This is a genomic window from Pararoseomonas sp. SCSIO 73927 (assembly GCF_037040815.1).
Lineage (GTDB): Bacteria > Pseudomonadota > Alphaproteobacteria > Acetobacterales > Acetobacteraceae > Roseomonas.
In genome coordinates this window covers 204,305-223,172 of the sequence record NZ_CP146232.1, presented here as the reverse complement: position 1 = coordinate 223,172, position 18,868 = coordinate 204,305, and the positions used below count along the sequence as shown (strand labels likewise).

At 72.1% G+C, this 18,868-nt stretch carries 21 protein-coding genes; 11 read left to right on the top strand and 10 right to left on the bottom strand.

Annotated features, from left to right (window positions below):
• Positions 1–20 precede the first annotated feature (20 nt).
• Together VQH23_RS01225 and VQH23_RS01220 are read right to left on the bottom strand one after the other, a co-directional pair.
• Positions 21–296 carry an acylphosphatase gene (locus tag VQH23_RS01225; protein WP_338663790.1) on the bottom strand — a complete coding sequence of 92 codons (276 nt, stop codon included), beginning with the start codon at positions 294–296 and terminating at the stop codon, positions 21–23.
• Positions 293–994: an ATP12 family protein gene (locus VQH23_RS01220; protein WP_338663789.1), complete on the bottom strand. Its 702-nt coding sequence runs from the start codon at positions 992–994 to the stop codon at positions 293–295. The genes VQH23_RS01225 and VQH23_RS01220 overlap by 4 nt, the downstream gene beginning before the upstream one ends.
• A gap of 46 nt (positions 995–1,040) precedes the next feature.
• Between VQH23_RS01220 and VQH23_RS01215 the strand changes: the two genes are divergently transcribed.
• Positions 1,041–1,370, top strand: a complete 330-nt coding sequence (locus VQH23_RS01215) for a YnfA family protein (protein WP_338663788.1) — start codon at positions 1,041–1,043, stop codon at positions 1,368–1,370.
• A complete protein-coding gene (locus VQH23_RS01210; protein ID WP_338663787.1) occupies positions 1,370–1,699 on the top strand; it encodes an MmcQ/YjbR family DNA-binding protein in 330 nt (109 codons plus the stop codon). Before VQH23_RS01215 ends, VQH23_RS01210 begins: the two co-directional genes overlap by 1 nt.
• 41 nt (positions 1,700–1,740) lie before the next feature.
• Here the strand turns inward: VQH23_RS01210 and VQH23_RS01205 are convergent, their stop codons facing one another.
• Positions 1,741–2,181 carry a MarR family transcriptional regulator gene (locus tag VQH23_RS01205; RefSeq protein WP_338663786.1) on the bottom strand — a complete coding sequence of 147 codons (441 nt, stop codon included), beginning with the start codon at positions 2,179–2,181 and terminating at the stop codon, positions 1,741–1,743.
• 77 nt (positions 2,182–2,258) lie between these two features.
• On the opposite strand from VQH23_RS01205, the gene VQH23_RS01200 reads away from it, so the two are divergent.
• From VQH23_RS01200 to VQH23_RS01160, 9 genes are all read left to right on the top strand, one after another.
• Positions 2,259–2,711, top strand: coding sequence for a VOC family protein (locus VQH23_RS01200; RefSeq protein ID WP_338663785.1), 453 nt, complete (start codon positions 2,259–2,261; stop codon positions 2,709–2,711).
• Between the two features lie 384 nt (positions 2,712–3,095).
• Positions 3,096–3,836 carry an IclR family transcriptional regulator gene (locus VQH23_RS01195; RefSeq protein ID WP_338663784.1) on the top strand — a complete coding sequence of 247 codons (741 nt, stop codon included), beginning with the start codon at positions 3,096–3,098 and terminating at the stop codon, positions 3,834–3,836.
• The gene (locus VQH23_RS01190; RefSeq protein ID WP_338663783.1) at positions 3,833–5,560 is read left to right on the top strand and encodes a hypothetical protein; all 1,728 of its coding nucleotides are present in this window, start codon (positions 3,833–3,835) and stop codon (positions 5,558–5,560) included. Before VQH23_RS01195 ends, VQH23_RS01190 begins: the two co-directional genes overlap by 4 nt.
• A complete protein-coding gene (locus VQH23_RS01185) occupies positions 5,557–6,282 on the top strand; it encodes a hypothetical protein (protein ID WP_338663782.1) in 726 nt (241 codons plus the stop codon). The genes VQH23_RS01190 and VQH23_RS01185 overlap by 4 nt, the downstream gene beginning before the upstream one ends.
• On the top strand, positions 6,272–7,246 hold the full coding sequence (locus VQH23_RS01180) for a membrane dipeptidase (protein WP_338663781.1): 975 nt from the start codon (positions 6,272–6,274) through the stop codon (positions 7,244–7,246). Before VQH23_RS01185 ends, VQH23_RS01180 begins: the two co-directional genes overlap by 11 nt.
• Positions 7,247–7,258: 12 nt before the next feature.
• Positions 7,259–8,311 (top strand): ABC transporter substrate-binding protein, encoded by a 1,053-nt coding sequence (locus VQH23_RS01175; protein ID WP_338663780.1) that lies wholly within the window; start codon positions 7,259–7,261, stop codon positions 8,309–8,311.
• The gene (locus VQH23_RS01170; RefSeq protein WP_338663779.1) at positions 8,308–9,150 is read left to right on the top strand and encodes an ABC transporter permease; all 843 of its coding nucleotides are present in this window, start codon (positions 8,308–8,310) and stop codon (positions 9,148–9,150) included. The genes VQH23_RS01175 and VQH23_RS01170 overlap by 4 nt, the downstream gene beginning before the upstream one ends.
• A 4-nt stretch (positions 9,151–9,154) precedes the next feature.
• On the top strand, positions 9,155–9,943 hold the full coding sequence (locus tag VQH23_RS01165; protein WP_257715350.1) for an ABC transporter permease: 789 nt from the start codon (positions 9,155–9,157) through the stop codon (positions 9,941–9,943).
• On the top strand, positions 9,940–11,007 hold the full coding sequence (locus VQH23_RS01160) for an ABC transporter ATP-binding protein (RefSeq protein ID WP_338663778.1): 1,068 nt from the start codon (positions 9,940–9,942) through the stop codon (positions 11,005–11,007). The genes VQH23_RS01165 and VQH23_RS01160 overlap by 4 nt, the downstream gene beginning before the upstream one ends.
• Positions 11,008–11,011: 4 nt before the next feature.
• Here the strand turns inward: VQH23_RS01160 and VQH23_RS01155 are convergent, their stop codons facing one another.
• The 7 genes from VQH23_RS01155 to VQH23_RS01125 form a co-directional block, all read right to left on the bottom strand.
• A complete protein-coding gene (locus VQH23_RS01155) occupies positions 11,012–11,722 on the bottom strand; it encodes a metal-dependent hydrolase (RefSeq protein WP_338663777.1) in 711 nt (236 codons plus the stop codon).
• A gap of 86 nt (positions 11,723–11,808) precedes the next feature.
• Positions 11,809–12,642 carry a formate dehydrogenase accessory sulfurtransferase FdhD gene (gene fdhD, locus VQH23_RS01150; RefSeq protein WP_338663776.1) on the bottom strand — a complete coding sequence of 278 codons (834 nt, stop codon included), beginning with the start codon at positions 12,640–12,642 and terminating at the stop codon, positions 11,809–11,811.
• 46 nt (positions 12,643–12,688) lie between these two features.
• Positions 12,689–13,840, bottom strand: a complete 1,152-nt coding sequence (gene hutI, locus VQH23_RS01145) for an imidazolonepropionase (RefSeq protein WP_338666034.1) — start codon at positions 13,838–13,840, stop codon at positions 12,689–12,691.
• A gap of 49 nt (positions 13,841–13,889) precedes the next feature.
• Complete coding sequence (hutH, locus tag VQH23_RS01140; protein ID WP_338663775.1) at positions 13,890–15,368, bottom strand: histidine ammonia-lyase; 1,479 nt, start codon at positions 15,366–15,368, stop codon at positions 13,890–13,892.
• Positions 15,368–17,038: a urocanate hydratase gene (gene hutU / locus VQH23_RS01135; protein ID WP_338663774.1), complete on the bottom strand. Its 1,671-nt coding sequence runs from the start codon at positions 17,036–17,038 to the stop codon at positions 15,368–15,370. Before hutU ends, hutH begins: the two co-directional genes overlap by 1 nt.
• Positions 17,039–17,046: 8 nt before the next feature.
• Positions 17,047–17,793 carry a UTRA domain-containing protein gene (locus VQH23_RS01130; protein ID WP_338663773.1) on the bottom strand — a complete coding sequence of 249 codons (747 nt, stop codon included), beginning with the start codon at positions 17,791–17,793 and terminating at the stop codon, positions 17,047–17,049.
• Positions 17,793–18,791 carry a 2-oxoglutarate and iron-dependent oxygenase domain-containing protein gene (locus VQH23_RS01125; protein ID WP_338663772.1) on the bottom strand — a complete coding sequence of 333 codons (999 nt, stop codon included), beginning with the start codon at positions 18,789–18,791 and terminating at the stop codon, positions 17,793–17,795. The genes VQH23_RS01130 and VQH23_RS01125 overlap by 1 nt, the downstream gene beginning before the upstream one ends.
• Positions 18,792–18,868 lie beyond the last annotated feature (77 nt).

Genomic DNA, 18,868 nt, shown 5'->3' with positions numbered 1-18,868 from the left:
GGGTTGTCGGGGAACCGGCCCTACAGCGTCGGCCGCCGCCCGAAGCCCGGCTCCTCCGGCGGCTCGGCGAAGCTCTCCTCGATCGTCTCCACGAAGGCGCCCGGCGGCCCGCGGCGGGCGGCCAGCAGCACGGAGCCCACCGCCGCCTCCTCCCCCGCCAGCAGCGCCTCGACCGTCCCGTCCGCCCGGTTCCGCACCCAGCCGGAGAGCCGCGCGGCCGAGGCCTCCCGCACCATCCAGTCCCGGTAGCCCACGCCCTGCACCCGGCCGCGGATTCGCAGCAGCCGCGCCTTCACCGGGAGAGTTCCAGCAGCCGCGCCGCCAGCGCCACATCCGCCGCGATCCGCGCGCGCCGCGCCTCCGCCTCCGGATCCGTGCCCCAGAAGGACTCCTGGTAGGTCTCGTCCAGCGTCGCCAGCCGGTGCGCCTCCGCCGCGTCGATCCGCCCGGCCGAGAGCGCCAGCCCGAGCACTAGGCTGCCGAGCGCCGGCACCGCGATCCCCAGCGCCGAGAGCCCGAAGGGCGAGTGCGCCGCCACCGCCGCGTGCAGCGCCCGGAGCGAGGAGGGGGGCTGCGCCACGTGCGCGATGCCCTTCGCCACGTGCAGCGGCGCGTCGTGGTGCAGCGCCGCCCAGTCCAGCAGGGGCTGCCAGTTCTCCGCCTCCAGCGCGGCGAGGCGGTAATCCTCCGCTCGGTAGCAGAGCAGGTCGCTCTCCCCGTACTCGGCGATGGCGGCCGCGCTCGGCGCCGGATCGGGCGCGATCCGGTCCACAGCGGTGCCGACGAGGCGCGTCAGCGGCACCTCCTCCATCGACATCTCGCCGCCCTTCTCTCCGCCCGCCGCGTGCCACTCGGCCGCCACAGCCTCGGCCAGGGCGCGGCCCGGCAGGTGCAGCGTGGTGCCGCCGGGCAGGCGCAGCGGCTTCCCATCCAGGGCGATGCCCCAGCCGGCATCCACGGGCTGGACGGCGGCCTCTTCCCAGAAACGCTTCATCCCCCGCAATTGGGGTCCCCGGGGGGCCCGTGGCAAGCTGCCGGGCATGGGAACCGTCGCCCTCTACGCCGTCGCCGCCCTCGCCGAGATCGGTGGCTGCTTCGCCTTCTGGGGTTGGCGGCGCCTCGGCTGGGGCGCCTGGGTGCTGCTGCCCGGCACCGCCTCCCTCGCCCTCTTCGCCTGGCTCCTCACCCTGTCGGAGGCCGCGGCGGCCGGGCGCGCCTTCGCGGCCTATGGCGGCGTCTATGTCGCCGCCTCCATCGCCTGGCTGTTCGCGGTGGAGGGACGGGTGCCCGACCGCTGGGACCTGGCGGGCGGCGCTATCTGCCTGCTCGGCGCGGGGGTGGTGCTCTGGGGCGGCGGGGCGGGCCGCTGATGGCGGGCGGGGCCGACCTGCGCCGGCTAGCCCTGGCGCTGGAGGGCACGGAGGAGGCGCCGCACATGGACCGCGCGGCCTTCCGCGTGGCCCGCATCTACGCGACCCTCGCCGCGGACGGGCTGAGCGCGAACCTGAAGTTCTCGCCCGAGGACCAGGCCATGAAGTGCCTGACCCACCCGGAGGCCTTCAGCCCAGTCCCTGGTGGCTGGGGCCGGATGGGCTACACCACCGTGCTGCTGGAGGCTGTGACGACGGAGGAGCTGGCCGCAGCGCTGGAAAGCGCTTGGCGCGGCGCCCTGCCGCGCCGCCGGCCGCGCCGGCGCTAGGTCGAGCAAGGGGGGGCAGGCCAGAGGGGCGGGCCAAGGGGCTAGGCGAGCGCGCGCGCCGCCTCCCGGAACCCCGCCGGATCCCCGATCCGCCCCTCCACCGCCGCGTGCGCCGCCTTCCACAACGGCAGCGCCGCCGCCAGCGCCGCGTGCCCCGCCTCCGTCAGCCGGAGCAGCCGCCCGCGCCGATCCGCCGCATCCGCCTCCACCCGGACCAGCCCGCGCCGCTCCAGCGGCTTCAGCATCGCGGTCAGGCTCGTCCGGTCCATGCCCAGCAGCGCCGCCACCGGGGCCATGGGGGGCGGGGAGGGGCGGTTCAGCGACATCAGCAGGGAGAACTGCCCGTTCGTCAGCCCCGCCGGGCGCAGCACCTCGTCGAAGTGCCGCGCCAGGGCCCGCGCCAGGCGCTGGGCGTGCAGGCACAGGCAGGTGTCGCGGACGGCAAGGGTGATCTCGAACGGGATCGCGACGGGCTTTGACACCGGCCATATATGTTGGTATCAACCTTTTCTGTCAAGGGCGGGCGGGGGCCTGTCCGGCAGGACAGGGAACCGGGCCCATGCAGACCAACGCCTACCTCTACTTCGACGGCAACTGCGAGGAGGCCATGACCCATTACGAGAGGGTGCTGGGCGGGAGGATGATCGCCATGCTCCGCGCCACGGGCACGCCCGCCGAGGCGCAGATGCCGCCGGGCTGGGCGGAGAAGATCCTGCACGCCTGCCTGGACGTAGGCGGCACCACGCTCATGGCCTCCGACGCGCCGCCGAACCTCCCCGCGGGCACGCCGGGCGGCTTCTCCGTCAACATCAACACGGACACGCCGGAGGAGGCGGAGCGCGTCTTCGCCGCCCTCCTCGAGGGCGGCGAGGTGCGGATGCCCATGGCCCCGACCTTTTGGGCGCAGCGCTTCGGCATGCTGGTGGACCGCTTCGGCACGCCCTGGATGGTGAACTGCGTTCTGCCCGAATGCACCGAGGCGGGCGCCGAGACCGCCGTGCCGGCGGCCTGACCGGGGCCGGGCCGCCCCCCCCTCGACGCGGGGGGCCTGAACCGCGTTACCGCATCGGGAAGGCGGCGTCGCACCCCTCCTCGCGCCCGCCGATCCGCCCGCCGATCCGCACGCTGACGGGCGCTCCTCCGGGAGCGCCCGTTGCCCTGTCGCGCACAGCCGCGCTCCCCGGGCTGGCCACGCCTCCGGTCGGCTCGTCCGGGTCCGGGGCCTCCAACGCCGGCCGCAGATCGGACCCGGGCTGCCCGGCGCACCCGCCGCGCGCGGGCAAGATTTCATCCATCGGTTAAAAACCCTTTGACGCCAGCCAGAGACAGGAGAAAGATCGCTTCAGTTCGAATACGAAGTATTCTGACAGGATACAAATTGCCCGACGGAACCGACATGCCAGAGGAGATGGGCGCCGCACCCGAAGGCGGCGTCCGCCCGCTCGCCTCCGCGCTGAAAACCCTCGCCCTGCTGGACCACCTCAGCCACAGCCGCCGCCCCGTCCGGCTCTCCGTGCTGTCGCGCGAACTCGGCGCGGGGCGCGCCACGATCTACCAGCGCCTCGTCACGCTCATGGCGGCGGGCTGGGTGGAGCAGACGGCCGAGGGCGCCTTCCGCCTCACCCTCCGCGCCGCCCGCCTCTCTCAGGCCGCGACGGAGCAGGCCGGGCTCGGCGACCGCACCCTCTCCGTCCTCGAGACGCTCTGCGCCGGGACGGGCGAGGCCGCGTCCCTGGCCGTGCTGGAGGACGGCGTGCCCCGCATTGTCCAACGCGTGGAGCCGAGCGGCGTGCTGCGCGTGGAGATGCGCGTGGGCGCCGCCATGGACCTGGAGGGCACCGCCTCCGGCCGCGTGCTGCTCGCCTTCCTCGATCCGGACCGGGCGCGGCGCCTCGCCCCGGACCTCGACCCCGCGATCCTGGAGGAGGTGCGGAGGACCGGCCACTCCATCTCCTCCGGCCGCAGCATCGAGGGCATCCGCGCCGCCGCCGTGCCGGTCTTCGGGCATGACGGCGCGTGCGCCGCCGCCCTCTCCCTCGTCGCCCCGGCGCAGCGCTTCGCGCCGGATGGCTGGATCCAACCCCTGCGCGCCGCCGCCCGCCGCCTGCGCGCCATCCTGGAGGGCCGCCCCGCGTGAGTGCCGCGCTCGATACCACCGCGGCGTCCACGCCGCACGATCGCAACGCGCCGCCCGCGCCGCGCGATCCTGCCTTCCTGATGCGGCCGGAACGGCTGGCCGCCTTCCAGCCCAGCCGCGTCTCCGCCTCCCGCGCGCTGATGGCCCAGGCCATCGCGGAGCGGTGGAAGATCACCACGCGCCGCTTCGACATCGGCGCCGATTCCGCCGGCACCGCGGTCTACGAGATCGTGACGCCCGGCGGCACCTTCTCCTTCCTCGCCTATTCCAACACGCCGCAGCGCGCCGGCCGCACCGGCCGCATCATCGGCCGCACCTGGGACATGACCGGCTCCCTGGTGGAGGGCGTCGCGACGGAGAGGGTGGTGGAGACCACGCGGCGGGAACTGCCGAAGCTCTACGCCGGCCGCGCCACGCCGGGCACGCTCATCTGGTGCCGCTCCAACCGCTCCATGCGCGTCTTCGACGCCACCGTCGCGGCCCTGGCCTCCGGCCGGCAGCCCGACGCGGCGCTGGTCGCGCAGTCCTGCTACCTCATGCGGAACACGGGGCTCGACGGGAACGGCACCTTCGGCACCCGCTCCTTCCTCGCGCTGGAGGAGGGCCACGCGCTGCGCCACCCGCTGGCCGCGCAGATGCTGGCCGCCTACATGATGCGGGAATTCGCCGCCGACCTCGCGAACCGCCTCGCCGCGCTGCAATCGCCGGATGCCGTCCCGCTCTCGCCGGAGGTTCGCCGCTTTCTCGGGATCGGCAACGGCTCCGCCCTCGGCCTCATCCTCTTCATCAACAACCACCCCCGCCTGATCAACGCCTGGATCGAGGCGCGGGAGAGGGCCATCGCCGCCGCCCGCGCCCTGCCGGTCGGGGCGGGCGACGAGCGCCTGGCGCATCTGGAATCCCTGGTCCGCCGCGCCGCGCATTTCCGGCGCGAGGACCGCATGGTCTACGACGCCTTCGCCCCCAGCGCCCTGATCGCGGAGGAGCTGGAGGCGGTGGCCGGCCTCGTCGCCGCCCTGCACGCCGCGGGCAGCGCCGCCGCTCACCCGCTGGACGATCTCGCGACCGAGGTCGCCGCCCGCTTCCATCCGGAGACGGAGGAGACCCTCCTCTCCCTCATGATCGAGCTGGCGCCGGAGGAGGCGGACCGCCTCGCCCGCTCCATGATCGTCACCGAGGAGATGGCGGTCCAGCCCGCCATGCAGGCCGGCTCCCTGCGCGCCATCCTGCACCGCGAGTACGACTGGGCGCTGGCGATGGATCTGACCGCGCCGGGCGCCTACGAGCACGTCTGGTACAAGTCCGCCACCGCCGAGGAGCCGCGCCGCGGTCCGAAAGCCGAGGCCCCGCCCGGCACCTTCAACCTCGGCCTCGACGTGCCCGGCCTCGTCCAGGCGCTCGACGCCGCCCTGGCGGAGCGCGACGCCGAGGAGCCCGTCGCGCGCCTCCTCCTCGCCCGCCCAGACCTGCGCCAGATCGTCGCCCGCGTGCAGAGCCTCGCCGGCCTGCCCTACCACCAGCCGCGCGTGAACATCATGGCGGACAGCTTCGTGCCCGCGCACATGGTGCGGCTGATGAATGTCGCGCTGCACGGCGTGGACAAGACCCGCGACTACCTTGCCCGCAACCTGCGCGGCGTGCTGTTCCACGGCGCCCCCGTGGCCGCCGACCTGGCCGGGGGCGCCGACCCGGACTGGTTCTACCCGCCGGAGCCGAGAGCATGAGCGAGGTCCCCACGGAGAGCCCCGTCACCCTCCTGCCGCGCGAGGTGCGGCTGGTGGTGGAGCGCATCCTCCTCCTCACCACCGTGCCGCACGGCCTGATCCCCGCCGTGCGGGACGTGGTGCTCTACTCCGCCGCGGCCGGGCTGGGCGGGCTGCCCCTGCTGCGCCGCCGCTTCGCCGACCTTCGCGCGGCCGAGACCGTTGCGCCCCGCATCACGGAGATCTCGCCCAGCCACCTCGCCGTGGATGCCGGTGGCGGGCACGCCTGGGTAGCCCTGCCGATGATCCTGGATGCGCTGGGCGACGCCGTCGCGCGGGAGGGCGCGGCCCTGGCCGAGGTGACGAACCTGCGCGACCCGGAGGAGCTCCGCACCGCCAGCGCCTACGCGCCGCGCGAGGGCCTGTCCGTCTTCGTCGCCGATGCGGCGACTCTCCCGGCCGGGCTGGGCACGATCACCCTGACCGCCGCCCCCTCCACCGCGGGTGATGCCGTGCTGGAGCGCGCCCTGCGCGAGGGCGTGGTGGTGGAGCCCGCCCTGTGGTGGGACCTGCACCACCTCTCCAACACCGCCCTGTCAACGGACACCCCGGAATCCCGCCGCCACGCCGGCCCGGTGATCGTGGAGGCCGATGGCCGCGTCACCGGCCGCACGGACCACGACGACGACACGGACCTCTCCCTCCTCACCAGCGCCAAGCCGGAGTCCGCGAATGCTCATTGACGGTCTTCAGTGCGGCCACTTCACGCCGGAGGTCTTCGCGGCCCTGCGGCGCGGCAACATCGCCGCCGTGACCGTGACCTGCGGCTTCTGGGAGGACCCGATGGAGTCCTTCGACGCCCTGGGCCGCTGGCGCGACCTGGTCGCGGAGAACGCGGAGACCTGCGCCGTCGCCCGGACGCCCGCCGAGATCGAGGCGGTGAACGCCAGCGGCCGCACCGCCGTCATCCTGGGCTTCCAGAACACGGACCTCTTCGGTGGCCGCATCCGGCTGGTGGAGATGTTCGCGGAGCTCGGCGTGCGCGTGGTGCAGCTGACCTACAACAACCAGAACGCCGTCGGCGGCAGCTGCTACGAGCCAAACGATGGCGGCCTGGCCCGCTACGGCCGCGAGGTGGTGCGGGAGATGAACCGCGCGGGGATGCTGATTGACTGCTCCCACGTGGGGGAGCGCACGACGCTGGAGGCCATCGTCCACAGCGAGAAGCCCATCGCCGTCACCCACGCCAACGCCACCAGCCTCGTCCCGCACAGCCGGAACAAGGGGGACGCCATCCTGCACGCCCTGCGCGACACGGGCGGCGTGATGGGCTGCGCCGTCTATCGCAACATCACCGGCGACTACTACTGCGCCTCCGTCCGCAACTGGTGCGAGATGGTGGCGCGCACCGTGGACATCGCGGGGATCGACACGGTGGCCATCGGCACCGATTACGGCCACGACAACACCCCCGCCGACTACGCCTGGATGCGGATGGGCCGCTGGACCCGCGGCATCGACCACGGTGCCTCCTCCGCCGGCAAGCCCGTGAAGACGCCGAAGGCCGAGTGGCTGGTGGAAGGTGTCTCAGGCCTCGGCCAGATCCCGGACGGCCTGCGCGAAGTGGGCTTTCAGCCGCCGGAGATCGAGAAGATCATCCGCGGCAACTGGATGCGCCTCTACGGCGCCACCTTCCGCCCGAACTGAGGAGAGACGAGGATGGCATCCCAGGGTTTCACCCGCCGCGCAGCCCTCTCCGTGGGCGGCGGCATCGTGGCGGGCCTCGCCGCCCCCTATTTCCGCCGCGTGCGCGCGGCGGAGGTACTGCACGTGAACACCTGGGGCGGCATCTGGGAACGCGCCGCCATCAAGAACCTTTTCGAGCCCTTCACCAGGGACACGGGCGTGGAGATCCGCCCGGTCTCCCCGGTGTCTTTCGCAAAGCTCGCCCAGCAGGTCCGCAGCGGCGCCTATGAGTTCGACGTGACGACGCTCGGCGCCGGCGAGATCATCCGCGCCAACCAGGCGAACCTGCTGGAGAAGCTGGATAACTCCGAGCTGGTGAAGAACCCGCCCTTTCCCGGCGCGGCCTTCCAGAACGGCGCCAGCAGCCACGCCTTCGCCACCGTCATCGCCTACCAGAAGGCGAAGTACCCGAACGGCGGCCCGCAGAGCTGGGCGGATTTCTGGAACTTGCAGAAGTTCCCGGGCAGCCGCTGCATGCAGCGCTACGCCTCTCGCATCCTTCCCATCGCGCTCGCGGCGGACGGCGTGCCGACGGACAAGCTCTATCCGCTGGACCTCAACCGCGCCTTTCGCAGCCTGGACAGGATCAAGCCTGCCGTGCGCGTGTGGTGGACCCAGGGCCAGCAGTCCCAGCAGCTCCTGCGCGACGGCGAGATCGACTGCATCGCCCTCTGGCACGCCCGCACGCTGGAGCTGATCGACGCGAGCCAGCCCGTCGAGATCGTGTGGAACGGGGCGGAGATCGAGCGCGCCTACTGGGTGGTCGCCCGCGGCACGCCGAACCGCGACAACGCCATGCGCTTCATCGAATCCGCCCTGAAGCCGGAGCGCGTGGCCGGGTTCTGCAAGGACTCCCTGAACGGCCCGCTGAACCCCGCCGCCTTCAACTTCGTGTCCGAGGCCGAGGCGGCGCGCATGCCCACCGCCCCCGCCTACAAGGACAAGGTGTTCGAGCAGGATATCCTGAACTTCGGCGGCGACGTGAACGCCGCCACCCAGCGCTTCGAGCGCTGGATCGGCACTTGAGCGCCACCACCGCCGCGGCGGGCGGGGGCGGCCTGCGCCCCTGGCTGCTCCTCGCCCCGCTGCTGATCTTCCTCGCCGCCTTCTTCCTCGTGCCGCTGGCGCAGGTGGCCGTGATGAGCGTCTCCGACCCCGAATGGGGGTTGGAGCACTACGTCGCCATCGCGACGGACGGCTTCCACCTGCGCGTGCTGTTGGAGACCTTCCTCACCGCGCTGGTCGTCTCGCTCTGCTGCCTCCTCCTCGGCTTCCCGCTGGCCTACGCCATGGCGGCCGCGCCGGCCGGGCTCGCCGCCGCCATGATGGTGATGGTGACCATGAGCTTCTGGACCAGCTTCCTCGTCCGCACCTATGCCTGGATGGTGCTGCTGGGGAACCGCGGCCCGATTGCCCGCTTCGTCGAGTGGATGGGCTTCGCCTCGCCGGAGCTGCTCTTCACCCGCTTCAGCTCGACCGTCGCGATGACCCACATCCTGCTGCCCTACATGGTCCTCAGCCTTTACGGCGTGCTCAAGCGGATCGAGCCCTCCCTCCCGCGCTCCGCCGCCAGCCTCGGCGCCACGCCCGCCGGCGTCATCCGCCATGTCGTGCTGCCCCTGGCCGCGCCGGGCATCGCCAACGGCCTCACCCTCGTCTTCGTTCTCTGCCTGGGCTTCTACGTCACGCCCATTCTGCTGGGATCCCCGCGGGAGCAGATGGTGGCCGGCGTGATCGGCCAGCAGGTGGAGGAGTTCCTGGCTTTCGGCGAGGCCTCCGCCATGGCCGTGGTGCTGCTCGCCTCCACCCTCGTGGTCCTCGGCCTCTACCACCGCCGCTTCGGCCTCGACCGGCTCTGGGGCTGAACCGATGCGCCTCGCCCTCCTCCTCCTCGGCGCCCTCGTGCTCGCCTTCGTGGCGGCGCCGCTCTTTATCGTCGTGCCCATGTCCTTCAGCACGGCCGTCTCGCTGGAGTTCCCGCCGCCGGGCTGGTGGACGGGCTACTACAGCGCCTACTTCAACGATGCCCGCTGGACGACGCCCACGCTGAACAGCCTCGGCATCGCGCTGGCCGTCTCCGTCCTCACCGTCCTGCTCGTCACCCCCGCCACCTTCGCCCTGGTGCGCCACCGCTTCGCCGGCAAGGGCGTGGTGAACCTGCTGCTGATGCTGCCGCTGGCCGTGCCGCACATCGTCATGGCCATCGGCTACTACGCCTTCCTCGCCGACGTCCGCCTGCTGCAGACCTTCCCCGGCATCATCCTCGCCCACACCGCACTCTCCGTGCCCATGGCCTTCCTCGTCCTCTCGGCCAACCTGAAGGGCTTCGACCGCACGCTGGAACGGGCCGCCCTCTCCCTCGGCGCCAGCCCGGCCGCCACCTTCCGCCACGTCACGCTCCCCGTGCTCTGGCCCGGCTTCGCTGCTGCCGCCCTGTTTGCCTTCGTGCAGAGCTTCGACGAGACGGTGGTCGCCCTCTTCATCTCCGGCCGCGACACGGAAACCCTGCCGCGCCGCATGTTCGACAGCATCCGCACCCAGGCGGATCCCGTCATCGCCGTCGTCTCCACCCTGCTGTTCCTGGCCGTCGCCGCGCTGGTGATCGTGCCCGTCCTCTGGCGCGCCCTGTCGCGCCGCCGATCGGAAGCCCGCCCGTGAGCAAGCCCTATCTGGAACTGCGCAACCTCTCCAAGAGCTATGACGGCCGCAGCCGCGCGCTGGACGGCGTGAACCTGACGGCGGGGAAGGGGGAGTTCATCACCTTCCTCGGCCCCAGTGGCTCCGGCAAAACGACCACCCTCATGCTCATCGCGGGGTTCGAGGGCGCTACCGAGGGCGAGATCCTCGTGGACGGCACCTCCATCACCCGCGTGCCGCCCCACCAGCGCGGCATCGGCATCGTCTTCCAGAACTACGCGCTCTTCCCCCACCGCACGGCGTTGCAAAACATCCTGTTCCCGCTGGAGATGCGGAAGATGCCGAAGGTCCAGGCGGCGGAGAAGGCCCGCCACATGCTCGCCCTCGTCGGGCTGGAGCGCTTCGCGGACCGCCACCCGCGCGAGATGTCCGGCGGCCAGCAGCAGCGCGTGGCCCTCGCCCGCGCCCTCGTCTTCGATCCCGCCCTGCTGCTGTTGGACGAGCCCCTGGGCGCGCTGGACAAGAATCTGCGCGAGAGCCTGCAGATCGAGATCAAGCGCATCCAGCGCAGCCTCGGCGTCACCACCATCTTCGTGACGCACGACCAGTCCGAGGCAATGGCCATGTCCGACCGCATCGTGGTCTTCGAGGGCGGGCGTATCCAGCAGGCCGGCACCCCGCTGGAGATCTACGACCGCCCCGTGAACGACTTTGTCGCCCGCTTCGTCGGCGACAGCAATCTGCTGCCCATCCGGCTGACCGATCCTAACCAGGGCACGGGCGAGATCGCCGGCATCGGCCCCGTCCGCATCCCTGCCCAGCCCGGCCGTCGCGCGGGCGAGGCTGCCACCCTGCTGCTGCGCCCGGAGGTGCTGGGCCTGGCCGCCGATGGCGCCCCCAACACCTGCCGCATGGCCGTGGAGACCATCGTGCATTTCGGCGACAGCGCCCTGATCCTCGGGGACGCCGGCGGCACCCCGCTCCGCGCCCGCCTGCCCGGCCTCGCCGCGCAGGGCATCTCGGAGGGCAGCCAGGTCGCCCTCTCCTGGAATCCGGCGGCCGGGCACCTCATCCCGGCCGCCTGAGGCCTCACACCTCGAAGGCTGCCCCGATCACCGGCACGCGCACGCGCCCGGCCTCCTCGCCCATGGCGGCGAGGAAGGCGTCGGCCGACTTGTCGATGATCGGGAAGGTGCCGAAGTGGCAGGGGATCACCACCGGCACATCCGGCAGGAAGCGCCGCATCGCCAGCGCCGCGCCGCGCGCGCCCATGGTGAAGCGGTCGCCCACCGGCACGATCGCCACCTTCGGCTGGTACAGCTCCGCGATCAGCGCCATGTCGGAGAACACGTCCGTGTCGCCCATGTGATAGACCACGGGCTCGGACGGGTCCTTGGGCGTGATCACCACCCCGTTCGGCAGGCCCAGGTCGATGATCGTCCCGTTCTCCCCCGGCATGGAGGAGGAGTGGAAGGCGATGGTCAGGGAGACGCTGAACCCATCCTGGTCGGTCGTGCCGCCGGTGTTCATCATCTCCAGCTTCTCGACCCCCTTGCCCTTCAGGTAGCCGCAGATCTCGGCGTTCGCGATCACCTTGGCCCCGGTCGCCTTCGCGATCGCCGCCGTGTCGCCGATGTGGTCGCCGTGGCCGTGGGTGAGGGCGATGTGGGTGCAGCCCCTGGAGGCCTCTTCCACCGTGCCCTTGAAGGTGGAATTGCCGGTCAGGAACGGATCGACCAGCACCACGGCGCCGCCGATCTCGAACCGATAGGCCGAATGCCCGAACCAGGTGATCTTCATGCGGTCCTCCTCGCGAGAAGCGCCGCAGGTTTAGCGAGGGCAGGGAAGGGGGGCCAGCGTATCCCCGGTGAAAACCCCGCGACGCCCTACCCGGCCACCCCGTCCCGCACCCGCTCCATGCCGTGGAACACGGCCACCGTGTCCCGCCGCGCCACCGCCACGAGGTTCATGTCCAGCGCCCGTGCCCGGTCCAGCGCCAGCGCCGTGGGGGCGGAGATCGCCACCAGGGTCCGCGCCCCGATCGAGGCCGCCTTCTCCACCAGCTCGAAGGAGCAGCGGCTGGTGACAATCACGAAACCTTCAGCCGCCCGCACCCCGCCCCGCATCAGCGCGCCAGCCAGCTTGTCCAGCGCATTGTGCCGGCCGACATCCTCGCGCACCGCGCGCAGCGCCCCATCCGCCCCCGCGAAGGCGGCGGCGTGCACCGCCCGCGTCGCGTCGTTCAGCGGCTGGTTCTGCTCCAACTCGGCCAGAGCCCGCCGGATGGCCGGCATGTCGATGGCGGGCGCCGCCCCCTCCGGCCGCACGGCCTGCGGCATCTGATCCAATTCCTCAATTCCGCAGAGCCCGCACCCCGTCCGCCCGGCAATCGACCGCCGCCGCGCCAGGTGCTGCGTCAGCGCCGAGGGCGCCAGCCGGATGTCCAGCCGCAGCCCGCGCGCCTCCTGCCCCACCGCCACCTCGCGGATGCCCTCCGCCCCGGTGACGATTCCCTCCGTTAGGCTGAACCCGTAGGCGAAGTCCTCCAGGTCCGAGGGCGTCAACATCATCACCGCGAAAGGCACGGAGGAGTAGACGAGGCTGACTGGCACCTCCTCCGGCACCGCGCGCAGCCCGGGCCGTGCAGCACCATCATGGCCGACGATCAGGCTCTCAACCGATCTGCTGACGGGCGGCCGGCTGGTCGGGGGCAGGGGCATCCGGTTCTCCTCTCCGCCCGCCATATGGGGCGGCGGGCGCCCGCCGTCAGGCATCCACCCCCGCCACCACGCGCCCGGCGCAGGGGTTCCCGCCGATCCAGTAGCACAGCTCCTCCGACGCCCCGATCCGGTACAGTGCCAGGTCGCAGCGCAGCCCCGGCGCCAGCGCGCCGCGATCCGCCATGCCCAGCGCCGCCGCCGCGTGGCGCGTCACGCCCAGCAGCGCCTCCTCCACCGTCATCCGGTAGAGGGTGCAGGCCATGTTCAGCATCAGCAGCAGCGACCGCGCCGGGGAGGAACCGGGATTCATGTCCGTCGCGATCGCCATCCGCGTGCCCGCCGCCCGCATGGCCGCGATATCCGGGTGCCGCTCCTCCCGAATGAAGTAGGTTGCGCCGGGCAGCAGCACCGCCACCGTCCCCGCCGCCGCCATGGCCGCCAGCCCCTGCGCCGACGCGTGCTCCAGATGGTCCGCCGACAGCGCCCCAAACCGCGCCGCTAGCGCCGCCCCGCCCAGGTCGCTCAACTGGTCCGCGTGCAGCTTCACCGGCAGCCCCTGCGCCCGTGCAGCCGCGAACACGGTCTCCGTCTCCTCCGGCGTGAAGGCAATGCGCTCGCAGAAGGCATCCACCGCGTCCACCAGCCCTTCGGCGGCCAGGGGTGCGATCATCCCGGCCGCCAGCGCCGCGTACTTGCCCTGCCGCCCGTTGTATTCCGGCGGCACCGCGTGGGCGCCGAGGAAGGAGGTCGCGACCGAAACCTTCCGCGCCCGCCCCAGCGCCCGGGCCGCGCGCAGCATCCGCCGCTCCGCCTCGAACTCCAGCCCGTAGCCGGACTTCACCTCCACCGTGGTCACGCCCTCGGCCAGAAGCCCGTCCAGGCGGGGCAGGGCGGCCGCCACCAGCGCCTCCTCATCCGCCGCCCGCGTGGCGCGCACGGTGGAGAGGATGCCGCCCCCCTCCCGCGCGATCTCCTCGTAGGTCGCCCCCGCCAGCCGCCGCTGGAACTCCCCCGCCCGGTTGCCGCCGAAGACGAGGTGCGTGTGGCAGTCCACCAGCCCCGGCAGCACCCAGGCCCCCTCGCAGTCTGTCACCGCCGCATCGCTGTCGGGCAGCGCCTCGCGCGGCCCCACCCAAGCGATGCGCCCGTCCCTCGCGGCCACGGCGCCGTCCCGCACCGCGCCCAGCCCATCCGCCATGGTGCAGAGGTTGGCGTTCACCCAGACGCGGTCGAAATCGGCCCCCACGCTACTGCGCACGCCCGGTAAACCGCCCGGCATCAACCAGCCCCGCCACCGCCGCGATGTCCGGCGCCATGAAGCGATCCTTGTCCCAGGCAGCCGCGACGCCGCGCACCGCCGCGTGCGCATCCTCCAGCGGCTCCGATGAGCGCAGCGGCCGGTGGAACTCCACCGCTTGGCAGGCGGCCAGAAGCTCGATGGCCAGGATGTCCCGCAGGTTGTCGCACATCGGCACCAGCCGCAGAGCCGCGCCGGTGGCCATGCTCACATGGTCCTCCTGGTTGGCGGAAGTCGGCAGGCTGTCCACGCTGCGCGGGTGCGCCAGCGCCTTCTGCTCACTGGCCAGCGCCGCCGCCGTCACCTGCGCGATCATGAAGCCCGAATTCAGCCCGCCCTCCCGCACCAGGAAGGCCGGCAGCCCCGACAGCGCCGGATCAGTCAGCAGCGCGATCCGACGCTCGGAAAGCGCCCCGATCTCCGCCAGCGCCAGCGCGATGTGATCCGCGGCGAAGGCCACCGGCTCCGCGTGAAAGTTCCCGCCGGACAGCACCTCCCCCTCCGCCGTTACCAGAGGGTTGTCCGTCACCGCGTTCGCCTCCCGCTCCAGCACGGCGGCGGCGTGGTCCAGCGCGTCCAGGCACGCCCCCATCACCTGCGGCTGGCAGCGAATGGAGTAGGGGTCCTGCACGCGGGGATCATCCGCGCGGTGGCTCTCTCGGATCGCGCTGCCCGCCATCAGCCCGCGCAGCGCCGCCGCCGCCCGGATCTGCCCGGGCTGGCCGCGCAGCGCGTGGATGCGCGGGTCGAAGGGCGTGTCCGATCCGCGAACCCCCTCCGTGCTCATCGCCCCCGCCACCAGCCCCGTGGTGAAGAGGTCCCGCGCCCTGAACAATGCCACCAGCGCGATCGCGGTGGAGACCTGCGTGCCGTTCAGCAGCGCCAGCCCTTCCTTCGGACCAAGCGGCAGGGGCCTCAGCCCCAGCCCCTTCAGCACCTCCGCCCCCGGCAGCGCCACGCCGTCCACGGTGGCCGCGCCCTCGCCGATCAGTAGCATCGACATGTGCGCGAGCGGTGCCAGATCGCCCGAGGCCCCGACGGACCCGCGCGCCGGGATCACCGGCAGCACATCGGCCTCCAGCAGGCGCAGCAGCATTTCCACCGTCTCCTCCCGCACCGCGGAGGCGCCGCGGGAGAGCGAGAGCGCCTTCAGCGCCAGCACCAGCCGCACCACATGGCGCGGCAGCGGCTCCCCCACGCCGGAAGCGTGGCTGCGGATCAGGTTCAGCTGCAGGTCCACCAGTGCGTCCGGCGGGATGCGCGTGCCCGCCAGCTTCCCGAAGCCGGTGTTCACGCCGTACATCACCTCACCGGCCGAGAGCCGCGCCGCCAGCGCCGAATGGCTGGTCCGCACCGCCTCGCGCCAGCCCTCGGGCAGGGCCAGCGCCCCGCCCGCCATCACCGCGCGCAGTTCAGCAAGCCCGGCCATCAGAGGTTCACCATCGGCAGGTCCAGCCCCTTCTCGCGCGCCGAGTCCTTCGCCAAATCGTAGCCCGCATCGGCGTGGCGCATCACGCCCGTCGCCGGATCGTTCCACAGCACCCGCTTCAGGCGGCGTGCCGCATCCGGCGTGCCGTCCGCCACGATCACCATGCCCGCGTGCTGAGAATACCCCATCCCTACGCCGCCACCGTGGTGCAGCGAGACCCAGGTGGCGCCGGAGGCCGTGTTCAGCAGTGCGTTCAGCAGAGGCCAGTCGGAGACAGCGTCCGATCCGTCCCGCATCGCCTCCGTCTCCCGGTTCGGCGAGGCGACGGAGCCGCTGTCCAGGTGATCGCGCCCGATCACCACCGGCCCGATCTCGCCCCGCGCCACCATCTCGTTGAAGGCCAGGCCCAGCCGGTGCCGGTCGCCCAGCCCCACCCAGCAGATGCGCGCCGGCAGGCCCTGGAAGGCGATGCGCTTCTGCGCCATATCCAGCCAGCGGTGCAGGTGCGGATCGTCGATCAGCTCCCGCACCTTCGCGTCCGTCTTGCGGATGTCCTCGGGATCACCGGACAGCGCGGCCCAGCGGAAGGGCCCGATCCCCTTGCAGAAGAGCGGCCGGATATAGGCCGGCACGAAGCCCGGGAAGTCGAAGGCCTCCGCCAGCCCCTCGTCCTTCGCCATCTGCCGGATGTTGTTGCCGTAATCCATGACGACGGACCCCATCCTCTTCAGGTCCAGCATCGCCTGCACATGCGCCACCATGCTGCGCTTCGCCGCGGCGGCCACGGCGGCGGGATCGCTCTCCCGCTTCGCCATCCAATCCGCCAGCGTCCAGCCCGCCGGCAGGTAGCCGTTGGAGGGATCGTGCGCGCTCGTCTGGTCCGTCACGATGTCCGGCACCACGCCGCGCCGCACCAGCTCCGGGAAGACCTCCGCCGCATTGCCCAGCAGCCCGACGCTGATCGGCTTCTTCTCGATGCAAGCGCCGAAGACCATCGCCAGCGCCTTGTCGATATCCGCCGTTGCATGGTCCAGATACCGCGTCTGCAGCCGCTTCTCGATGCTGCTGGGCTGGCACTCCACCGCCAGCACGCTCGCCCCGGCGAACACCCCCGCCAGCGGCTGCGCCCCGCCCATGCCGCCCAGCCCGCCCGTCAGGATCCAGCGGCCGGAGAGATCGCCGCCGAAGTGCTGCCGCCCGGCCTCGGCGAAGGTCTCGTAGGTGCCCTGCACGATCCCCTGGGACCCGATGTAGATCCAGGACCCCGCCGTCATCTGGCCGTACATCATCAGCCCGGCCCGATCGAGTTCGTTGAACTTTTCCCAGTTCGCCCAGGCCGGCACGATGTTGGAGTTGGCGATCAGCACGCGCGGCGCGTCCGCATGCGTCTCGAACACGCCCACCGGCTTGCCGGACTGCACCAGCAGGGTCTGCGTGTCCTCCAGCCGCCGCAGCACGTCGCAGATCATCTCGTAGCTGCGCCAGTCCCGCGCCGCCCGCCCGATGCCGCCATAGACGACGAGCGAGCCGGGATTCTCCGCCACCTCGTCGTCCAGGTTGTTCATCAGCATCCGCAGCGGAGCTTCCGTCACCCAGTGCTTCGCGGAAAGCTCCATACCGCGCGGCGCCCGGATGGCGGGGGCGTTACGAAGGCGGGGATTGTCGGTCATCGAAATCCTCAAAACGAAAAATGCCCGCCCGGCCCGTCCTGCATCCGGTAGCGGCCGGAGAGCTCGAAGCGGCTGGCGGGTTGGGTCAGGCGGGAGAAGGTCGTGGCCTCGCCACGGAGGAAGGTGCGGCGGCGGATCACCAGGCAGGGATCGCGCGACCCCACCTCCAGCAGCCGCGCGATGGAGGAAGGGGGCAGCACCGCCGTCACGGCCTGCTCCATCTCCTCCACCGCGCCTACCTCCCGAAGGAAGTCGTAGGTCGTGCGCCCGGAGAAATCCTGCGCCTCGTAGCCCGGCGCGTAGTCCGGCCGGATGAACCGCTCCTCCAGCTGGATCGGCAGCCCGTCGCCCTTGTGCAGGACCATGGAGGCGGGAACCCGCCCGCCGCGCGGCAGCCCCAGCGCGTCCGCCGCCTCCTCGGTCATGGAGGCCGTGCCGAGCGCCAGGACCTCGCAGCTCCACTCCATCCCGCGCCCGCGGATCTCCTCCGCGATGCTCTCGATGCTGCTGAGCCCCGTGCGCGGCTTCCCCTCAGCGACGAAGGTCCCGACGCCCGGCACCTTCCGCAGCCGCCCCTCCCGCGCCAGCTCCATGAAGGCGCGGTTCACCGTGATGCGGGACACCCCGAGCATCGGCCCCAGCTCGTTCTCGCTGGGAATGCGCGCGTTCACGCCCCACTCGCCGGAGGCGATGCGGTCCCGCACGAAGTCCTTCACCGCCTCGTAGCGCGGCTTCGGCGCGCCGCCATCCGGCATCAGGGCGCGGCCGCGAGCGTCTTGCGGTACCCGAAGGCCTGATCGAAGCGGTTCAGGATGTGCCGCCCCGCCGTGATCGGCTCGTAGCGCGCCTCCTCGGCCGGCGTGCCCAGCTCGCGCGGGTCGATCACCACGCCGAAGTCCGGGTCGTGGAAGGTCGCGATCGACATGCGCTCCCGCCCGCTGCGGTTCACCACGCGGTGCGGGGTGGAGGCGAAGCGGTCGTTGCTCCAGCGCCCCAGCAGGTCGCCCACATTCACCACCAGCGTGCCGGGCAGGGGAGGGGCATCGATCCAGCTGCCGCCCTGCCGCTCCCGCACCTGCAGCCCGCCATTGCTGTCCTGCCACAGCAGGGTGATGCACCCGAAATCCGTGTGCGGCGCCACGCCGTAGATCTCCTCCTCCGCGCCCACGGACTGGGGCGGGTAGAAGATGGCCTGGGTGCGCTGCAGCGGCTTGCGGTAGCAGGGCGCGAAGAACCCTTCCTCCAGCCCCAGGCTCACCGCCACCGCGCGCAGCAGCCGCCCGCCGAGGCCGAACATCGCGTCGTAGTAGGCGCCCATCGCCGGGCGCAGCGCCGGCGCGAAGTCCGGCCACTGGTTCGGCCCGCGCAGGGCCTCCCCCGCCAGAACCGCGGGATCGTCCTCCGGCAGCTCCAACCCCATGGAGAAGAACTCCTTCCGGTCGGAGTGCTTCGCGCCCTCCATCAGCGCGCCGCCCATCGCGTGCCAGCCTCGGTGGCGGGCATTCGCCTTCACCCCCGCCTTCACCTCCGCCGGCAGGTGGAAGAAGTCCCGCGCGGCGCGGACCGCCTCCGCGATCACCGCCTCGGGCACGCCGTGCCCGGAGACGTAGAAGAAGCCCGGCCCCGTGCAGGCCGCGCGGATCGCCTCCGCCACCCGTCCGATGTCGCGGGGCGGCACGCCGCTTGCTGAGCCTGCCGAGGTCCCGCTCAGACCGGAAATATCGATCACGGGGAGAGAGGTCGTGTCCGCCATGCGCTTCGCCTCCTCGCCGGGAGCAACGGCCTCGCCCCGGCAGTCCGGGAATGCTCGCGTGCATGACCTGTCATGTC

What these genes read in the sequence shown, in the direction of transcription:
- VQH23_RS01220 (WP_338663789.1), bottom strand. Translation starts at nt 994, where the DNA reads ATGAAGCGTTTCTGGGAAGAGGCCGCCGTCCAGCCCGTGGATGCCGGC.
- VQH23_RS01215 (WP_338663788.1), top strand. Translation starts at nt 1,041, where the DNA reads ATGGGAACCGTCGCCCTCTACGCCGTCGCCGCCCTCGCCGAGATCGGT.
- VQH23_RS01210 (WP_338663787.1), top strand. Translation starts at nt 1,370, where the DNA reads ATGGCGGGCGGGGCCGACCTGCGCCGGCTAGCCCTGGCGCTGGAGGGC.
- VQH23_RS01200 (WP_338663785.1), top strand. Translation starts at nt 2,259, where the DNA reads ATGCAGACCAACGCCTACCTCTACTTCGACGGCAACTGCGAGGAGGCC.
- VQH23_RS01195 (WP_338663784.1), top strand. Translation starts at nt 3,096, where the DNA reads ATGCCAGAGGAGATGGGCGCCGCACCCGAAGGCGGCGTCCGCCCGCTC.
- VQH23_RS01185 (WP_338663782.1), top strand. Translation starts at nt 5,557, where the DNA reads ATGAGCGAGGTCCCCACGGAGAGCCCCGTCACCCTCCTGCCGCGCGAG.
- VQH23_RS01180 (WP_338663781.1), top strand. Translation starts at nt 6,272, where the DNA reads ATGCTCATTGACGGTCTTCAGTGCGGCCACTTCACGCCGGAGGTCTTC.
- VQH23_RS01175 (WP_338663780.1), top strand. Translation starts at nt 7,259, where the DNA reads ATGGCATCCCAGGGTTTCACCCGCCGCGCAGCCCTCTCCGTGGGCGGC.
- VQH23_RS01165 (WP_257715350.1), top strand. Translation starts at nt 9,155, where the DNA reads ATGCGCCTCGCCCTCCTCCTCCTCGGCGCCCTCGTGCTCGCCTTCGTG.
- VQH23_RS01155 (WP_338663777.1), bottom strand. Translation starts at nt 11,722, where the DNA reads ATGAAGATCACCTGGTTCGGGCATTCGGCCTATCGGTTCGAGATCGGC.
- fdhD (WP_338663776.1), bottom strand. Translation starts at nt 12,642, where the DNA reads ATGCCCCTGCCCCCGACCAGCCGGCCGCCCGTCAGCAGATCGGTTGAG.
- hutI (WP_338666034.1), bottom strand. Translation starts at nt 13,840, where the DNA reads ATGGCGGATGGGCTGGGCGCGGTGCGGGACGGCGCCGTGGCCGCGAGG.
- hutH (WP_338663775.1), bottom strand. Translation starts at nt 15,368, where the DNA reads ATGGCCGGGCTTGCTGAACTGCGCGCGGTGATGGCGGGCGGGGCGCTG.
- hutU (WP_338663774.1), bottom strand. Translation starts at nt 17,038, where the DNA reads ATGACCGACAATCCCCGCCTTCGTAACGCCCCCGCCATCCGGGCGCCG.
- VQH23_RS01130 (WP_338663773.1), bottom strand. Translation starts at nt 17,793, where the DNA reads ATGCCGGATGGCGGCGCGCCGAAGCCGCGCTACGAGGCGGTGAAGGAC.
- VQH23_RS01125 (WP_338663772.1), bottom strand. Translation starts at nt 18,791, where the DNA reads ATGGCGGACACGACCTCTCTCCCCGTGATCGATATTTCCGGTCTGAGC.